This window comes from Pseudomonas sp. PICF141, assembly GCF_002286815.1.
Classification (GTDB): Bacteria; Pseudomonadota; Gammaproteobacteria; order Pseudomonadales; family Pseudomonadaceae; genus Aquipseudomonas.
Genome location: NZ_MUNM01000067.1, coordinates 92,341 through 98,340, shown reverse-complemented (window position 1 = coordinate 98,340; position 6,000 = coordinate 92,341). Strand labels below are relative to the sequence as shown.

Annotated in this window: 4 protein-coding genes and 1 riboswitch; all 4 genes read right to left on the bottom strand. The window is 59.6% G+C overall.

Annotated elements, in window-relative coordinates:
• Positions 1-167: 167 nt before the first annotated feature.
• The 4 genes from BZL43_RS19060 to ahcY all read right to left on the bottom strand — a co-directional run bounded on the left by BZL43_RS19060 (position 168) and on the right by ahcY (position 5,701).
• Positions 168-2,030 carry a DEAD/DEAH box helicase gene (locus BZL43_RS19060; protein ID WP_095633731.1) on the bottom strand — a complete coding sequence of 621 codons (1,863 nt, stop codon included), beginning with the start codon at positions 2,028-2,030 and terminating at the stop codon, positions 168-170.
• Positions 2,031-2,252: 222 nt separating this feature from the next.
• Complete coding sequence (locus BZL43_RS19055; protein WP_095633735.1) at positions 2,253-3,068, bottom strand: ABC transporter substrate-binding protein; 816 nt, start codon at positions 3,066-3,068, stop codon at positions 2,253-2,255.
• Positions 3,069-3,260: 192 nt separating this feature from the next.
• Positions 3,261-4,106, bottom strand: a complete 846-nt coding sequence (gene metF, locus BZL43_RS19050; RefSeq protein WP_095633730.1) for a methylenetetrahydrofolate reductase [NAD(P)H] — start codon at positions 4,104-4,106, stop codon at positions 3,261-3,263.
• Between the two features lie 185 nt (positions 4,107-4,291).
• Complete coding sequence (gene ahcY, locus BZL43_RS19045) at positions 4,292-5,701, bottom strand: adenosylhomocysteinase (RefSeq protein WP_095633729.1); 1,410 nt, start codon at positions 5,699-5,701, stop codon at positions 4,292-4,294.
• 23 nt (positions 5,702-5,724) lie between these two features.
• Positions 5,725-5,823, bottom strand: a riboswitch (S-adenosyl-L-homocysteine riboswitch).
• Between the last annotated feature and the right edge of the window lie 177 nt (positions 5,824-6,000).

Sequence of the window (6,000 nt, the reverse complement as noted above, 5' to 3'; positions counted from 1 at the left end):
GCTGAGACGTAGGAGCTGCCGCAGGCTGCGATCTTTTCAAGATCACCGCTGATAAAGGCAAGATCAGAAGATCGCAGGCTTCGCCAGCTCCTACAAAAGCAGTTTGCAGCGCCCAAAAAAATGCCCCGGATCGTGAGAGCCGGGGCATTTTTCATATCAGCGATAAATCAGCGATTGCGAGTCAGCAAGGCTGGTTTTTCTCCGCGTGGACGGCCTGGCAGTTGATCCAGTTGCTCAGGTGTCGGGAAGCGATCGCTTTTTGATTCCTTGTGAATGATCCTTGGTGCCGGGCTGCGCGGGTTCTGCACGGCCGGTTCCGAACGAGACTGTTCGTCACGGGCCGGGCGGCGGTTGCGAGACTCTTCGCGGCGGGCCTGGCCGTCACGTGGGGCACCGTTGCGTGGGCCGCTGCGCTTGGCCGGCGGGGTGCCGGTGGATGCGCCGCTGCTGTTGCGCGGACCATTCTGGCGACCTTGTGGCTGACCGGTGCGCGGAGCACCTGCGCCTGCGCCTTGTGCCGGAGCGCCCGGACGGCGACCACGGCCCTGAGCCGGTTTGGCTTGAGGCACATAATCGACGCGGTTACCGAAGTTATCGATATCGTCGTCCAGGAACTCGTCCGGAGCACGATCAGCGGCGGCGCGAGGTGCCGGACGCTGAGACTCACGGGCCGGGGTGCCTTCGCGAGGCTTGCGTTCGCGGGCCGGGCGATCACCACGGCCAGCGGCAGCAGGTTTTTCCTTGCCCTTGTCCTTGCCTTTGTCTTTGCGACCGCCACCACCGCCGCTGCCGTTCGGACCGTCGCCGCGCGGGCCACGTGGGTTGCGCGGGTTACGCACATCCGGACGCTCGCGGACTTCAGGTTTCTCGGCTTCCACAGCGCTGGAATCGAAGCCCATCAGGTTGCCGTCGGCAATCTTCTGCTTGGTCATGCGCTCGATGCTTTTGAGCAGCTTTTCTTCGTCTGGAGCGACCAGCGAGATCGCCTCGCCCGAACGCCCGGCACGGCCGGTACGACCGATTCGGTGCACATAATCTTCGTCGACGTTGGGCAGTTCGAAGTTGACTACGTGAGGCAACTGATCGATGTCCAGGCCGCGAGCGGCGATGTCGGTGGCGACCAGGATGCGCACTTCACCGGCCTTGAAGTCGGCCAGGGCTTTGGTGCGGGCGTTCTGGCTCTTGTTGCCGTGGATGGCGACGGCGGTGAGACCGTGTTTGTCCAGGTACTCGGCCAGGCGGTTGGCGCCGTGTTTGGTGCGGGTGAATACCAGCACTTGTTCCCAGGCACCGGCGGTGATCAGGTGCGCCAGCAACGAACGCTTGTGGTTGGCTGGCAAGCGGAATACGCGCTGTTCGATCCGCTCGACCGTGGTGTTCGGCGGCGTGACTTCGATGCGTTCCGGATTGTGCAGCAGCTTGCCGGCGAGGTCGGTGATGTCTTTGGAGAATGTCGCCGAGAACAACAGGTTCTGGCGTTTGCCCGGCAGGCGGGCGAGGACCTTTTTCACGTCATGGACGAAGCCCATGTCGAGCATGCGGTCGGCTTCGTCCAGCACGAGGATTTCCACGTGGGACAAATCGACGCTGCCTTGGCCGGCGAGGTCAAGCAGGCGACCGGGGCAGGCCACCAGCACGTCGACACCGCGGGACATGGCCTGGACCTGTGGGTTCATGCCGACGCCGCCGAAGATGCAGGCGCTGACGAATTTCAGGTCACGGGCATAGACCTTGAAGCTCTCGTGCACCTGGGCCGCGAGTTCGCGGGTTGGGGTCAGGACCAGTACGCGCGGTTGGCGCGGGCCATGACGCTGGGATTTGTCCGGGTGACCGTTGGGGAACAACCGCTCCAGAATCGGGAGGGCGAAACCACCGGTTTTACCAGTACCTGTCTGTGCCGCGACCATCAGGTCGCGACCTTGCAACACGGCGGGAATGGCCCGCTGTTGCACCGGAGTAGGCTCGGTATAGCCCGCAGCCTCGATGGCGCGGACTAAAGCCTCGGAGAGACCGAGGGAAGCAAAGGACATGAGTAATCCTGTTTTAGTTAGGGCTTGGCCCAATGGGAGTCTTGCCTGGCGCGAATCGCGTTTAAGAGGACGCAATCCCGTCCGGTCCTGCTGGGCCTCGAAGGCTCGTCTGGAGCGCTCGCGCGGGCTGAAAAGCTGCGCTGTAGCGGGGTCGAGATGCCTTGAACAAGTCCGAGCGTCCGGGCGTGAGCCTGGCGGGAAGGCCGGAGTATAACAGAGCAATCACTGCGCGCCGCTTTCCTGCTGCTCAACGGTTTTTCCGCCAGCTGCGGTGCTGTTGGCAGGCCGTGCTTCGGTGGCCGGGCTGGCACCATAGCGGGCGCTCAGTTCAGCATAGGCTGGTTCGCGCTTGAAGCGTTTGAGCTCGGCACCGAAACGCTGCACCAACAAATCCATCCCGGCATTGCGGCGTACCGCCAGAAACTGGCTTTGCTGGCTGATGATGAGCGGGTTCTCGGTGATCTTGTCGCGGATGTTCAGTTGATCGAGCAAATGCTGGCCCACCCGGCGATCGGTGATCAGCAGGTCGATGCGCCCGCGCACCAGTTTGCCGAAGTTGGCTTCATGGGTGGGTGCCGGCTCCTGGGTGAACAGCGTCGATTCGCTGAAGTCCTTGCTGTACAGGTAGCCCGGCGAGGTTCCGATGGTCAGGCCTTTCAGGTCGTTCAGGGTACGGAACGGATACGGTCGCTCGTTGGCGTAGAACATCACGAACTCGACTTGCGAGAGTGGCTCGCTGGGGTAGAGCAGGGTCGCGTCGCGTTCAGCGCTGTGGAAAATATCCAGCACGCCATCTGCCTGGCCTTGCTCAAGCATCGACAGGCAGCGTTTCCATGGCAGGAACTGCCATTCCACGTCGATTCCAAGGCGTTTGAAGACAATGGCGGTGGTTTCATAGTCCAGCCCCAAAGACTTGCCGTTTTCCTCATACACGTAAGGTGCCCAGGGTTCGGTGACAATACGCAACTTCTCGCCCCGAGCAGTGAGGCTCAGGCAAGTGAACAGAAGCACGGTCAGTAACTGAGCGATCAGAGGCATGGGGTTGAGATTACGACGAGAAATCATAAAGAGCCAGAAACCGGATCCAGAAGCTCTGCTTCAGGGTATGGCTGCACAATAAAAGGGCACACAAAGCAAAAGATCGCAGCCTTTGGCATTTCCTACAGGGGCATACATACCTCTGTAGGAGCTGCCGAAGGCTGCGATCTTTTGATCTTGCTTTAACGACGATTAACGCGGCAACTTCAGGTTATTCCACACCGCCAGGCTCGGCTCAGCCTGGTTCAGCGTATAGAAATGCAGCCCTGGAGCGCCACCCTGCAGCAGGCGTTCGCACATCTGGGTGATGACTTGCTCACCAAAGCCTTGAATGCTCTGGGTGTCGTCCCCGTAGGCTTCCAGTTGCTTGCGGATCCAGCGCGGAATTTCCGCACCGCACGCATCGGAAAAACGCGCCAGCTTGCTGTAATTGGTGATCGGCATGATCCCCGGCACGATCGGGATGTTCACGCCCTTGGCCTGCACCCGCTCGACGAAGTAGAAATAACTGTCGGCGTTGAAAAAGTACTGAGTAATCGCACTGTTGGCGCCGGCGTTAGCCTTGCGCACAAAGTTATTGAGATCGTCTTCGAAGTTGCGCGCTTGCGGATGCATCTCCGGGTAAGCAGCGACTTCGATGTGGAAATGATCGCCGGTTTCTTCACGAATGAATTCAACCAGGTCATTGGCGTGACGCATCTCGCCGCTGGCCATGCCCATGCCCGAGGGCAGGTCACCGCGAAGCGCAACGATGCGCGTGATGCCGGCTGCCTTGTACTGGCTCAGCAGGCCGCGCAAATCGTCCTTGCTGTCGCCCACGCAAGACAGATGCGGTGCGGCAGGGACTTTGACTTCGCTTTCAAGCTGCAACACGGTGTTGAGGGTGCGATCACGGGTCGAACCGCCAGCGCCGTAGGTGCAGGAGAAGAAGTCGGGGTTGTAGCTCGCCAGATGACGGGCAGTGGCGATCAGTTTTTCATGCCCAGCATCGGTCTTCGTCGGGAAGAATTCGAAACTGTAGCGACGTTCTTGGGACATGGAGGGGACCTCCAGCGGCAAGTTGCAAGCTTCAAGCTGCAAGTGGGCGGTGCGCCGATTCTCGCGTTTGAAGCTCACAGTTCACTGCTGTGTTAATTACCATGAAGAGACAAGCCCAAGCCCAGACTGCAAGTAAACACAACCGCCTTTACTTGCAGTTTGAAGCTTGTAGCTCGCAGCTGCTGTCAGTACCGGTAAGCGTGCGGCTTGAACGGGCCTTCGACGGTGACGCCGATGTAGTCAGCCTGTTGCTTGGTCAATTGAGTGACCACGCCACCGAAACCGCGGACCATTTCCAGGGCCACTTCTTCGTCCAGTTTCTTAGGCAGTACTTCAACGGTCAGGCGCTCGGCTTTCTGGGCTGGCGACAGGTCGGCGTACTTCTGGCCGAACAGGAAGATCTGCGCCAGAACCTGGTTGGCGAACGAACCGTCCATGATGCGGCTTGGGTGGCCAGTGGCGTTGCCCAGGTTAACCAGACGGCCTTCGGCCAGCAGAATCAGGTAGTCGTCGTTCTGAGCGTCGAATGCGCCCGGGCCGGTGCGGTGAACCTTGTGAACCTGTGGCTTCACTTCTTCCCATGCCCAGTTCTTGCGCATGAAAGCGGTGTCGATTTCGTTGTCGAAGTGACCGATGTTGCAGACCACAGCGCGCTTCTTCAGGGCTTTGAGCATGTTTGCGTCGCAAACATTGACGTTGCCGGTGGTGGTCACGATCAGGTCGATCTTGCCCAGCAAGGCTTTGTCGATGCTGGCTTCGGTACCGTTGTTGATACCGTCGATGAACGGCGAAACCAGTTCGAAACCGTCCATGCAGGCTTGCATGGCACAGATCGGGTCGACTTCGGACACTTTAACGATCATGCCTTCCTGACGCAGGGACTGGGCCGAGCCCTTGCCCACGTCACCGTAACCGATGACCAGCGCTTGCTTGCCGGACAGCAGGTGGTCGGTACCGCGCTTGATCGCATCGTTCAGGCTGTGACGGCAGCCGTACTTGTTGTCGTTCTTGCTTTTGGTTACCGAGTCGTTGACGTTGATGGCCGGGATTTTCAGCTCGCCCTTGGCCAGCATGTCCAGCAGACGGTGAACGCCGGTGGTGGTTTCTTCGGTGACGCCATGGACGCGATCCAGCACCTGCGGATACTTCTTGTGCAGCAGCTCGGTCAGGTCGCCGCCATCGTCGAGGATCATGTTGGCATCCCAAGGCTGGCCATCTTTGAGGATGGTTTGCTCCAGGCACCACTCGTACTCTTCTTCAGTCTCGCCCTTCCAGGCAAATACCGGGATGCCGGCAGCGGCGATGGAAGCGGCGGCCTGGTCTTGAGTCGAGAAAATGTTGCAGGACGACCAACGCACTTCGGCACCCAGGGCAACCAGGGTTTCGATCAGCACGGCAGTCTGAATGGTCATGTGGATGCAGCCGAGAATCTTCGCGCCTTTGAGCGGCTGCTCGGCGGCGTATTTGCGGCGCAGGCCCATCAGGGCTGGCATTTCGGATTCGGCGATGATGGTTTCGCGACGGCCCCAGGCAGCCAGGGACATGTCGGCGACTTTGTAATCGTTAAAATCTGCAGGCGTGATAACAGCGCTCATGATGAGCCTCCATTCGTAATGTATGCGAATGGGCGCCGTTGTGCGTTTAGTGTCTGGCCGTGGCCAGTCAACGCCCCATCCGAGCCTGACAGGTCAAACCTGCTGCAGCGCCCCTCGGACAGGTGGCGGGAAAACGGTAGGAGCCGTTTTGAAATCGGCGGTGATTATAGCTTTCTTTATCCGGCTAGTGGCAAGTGACAAGCTACAAGCGGCAAGCAAACGCAGATCGGCTTTTAACTTGCAGCTTGTCGCTTAAAACTTGAAGCTGGGGCTATAACCCTATCGCCCAAACAACTCAA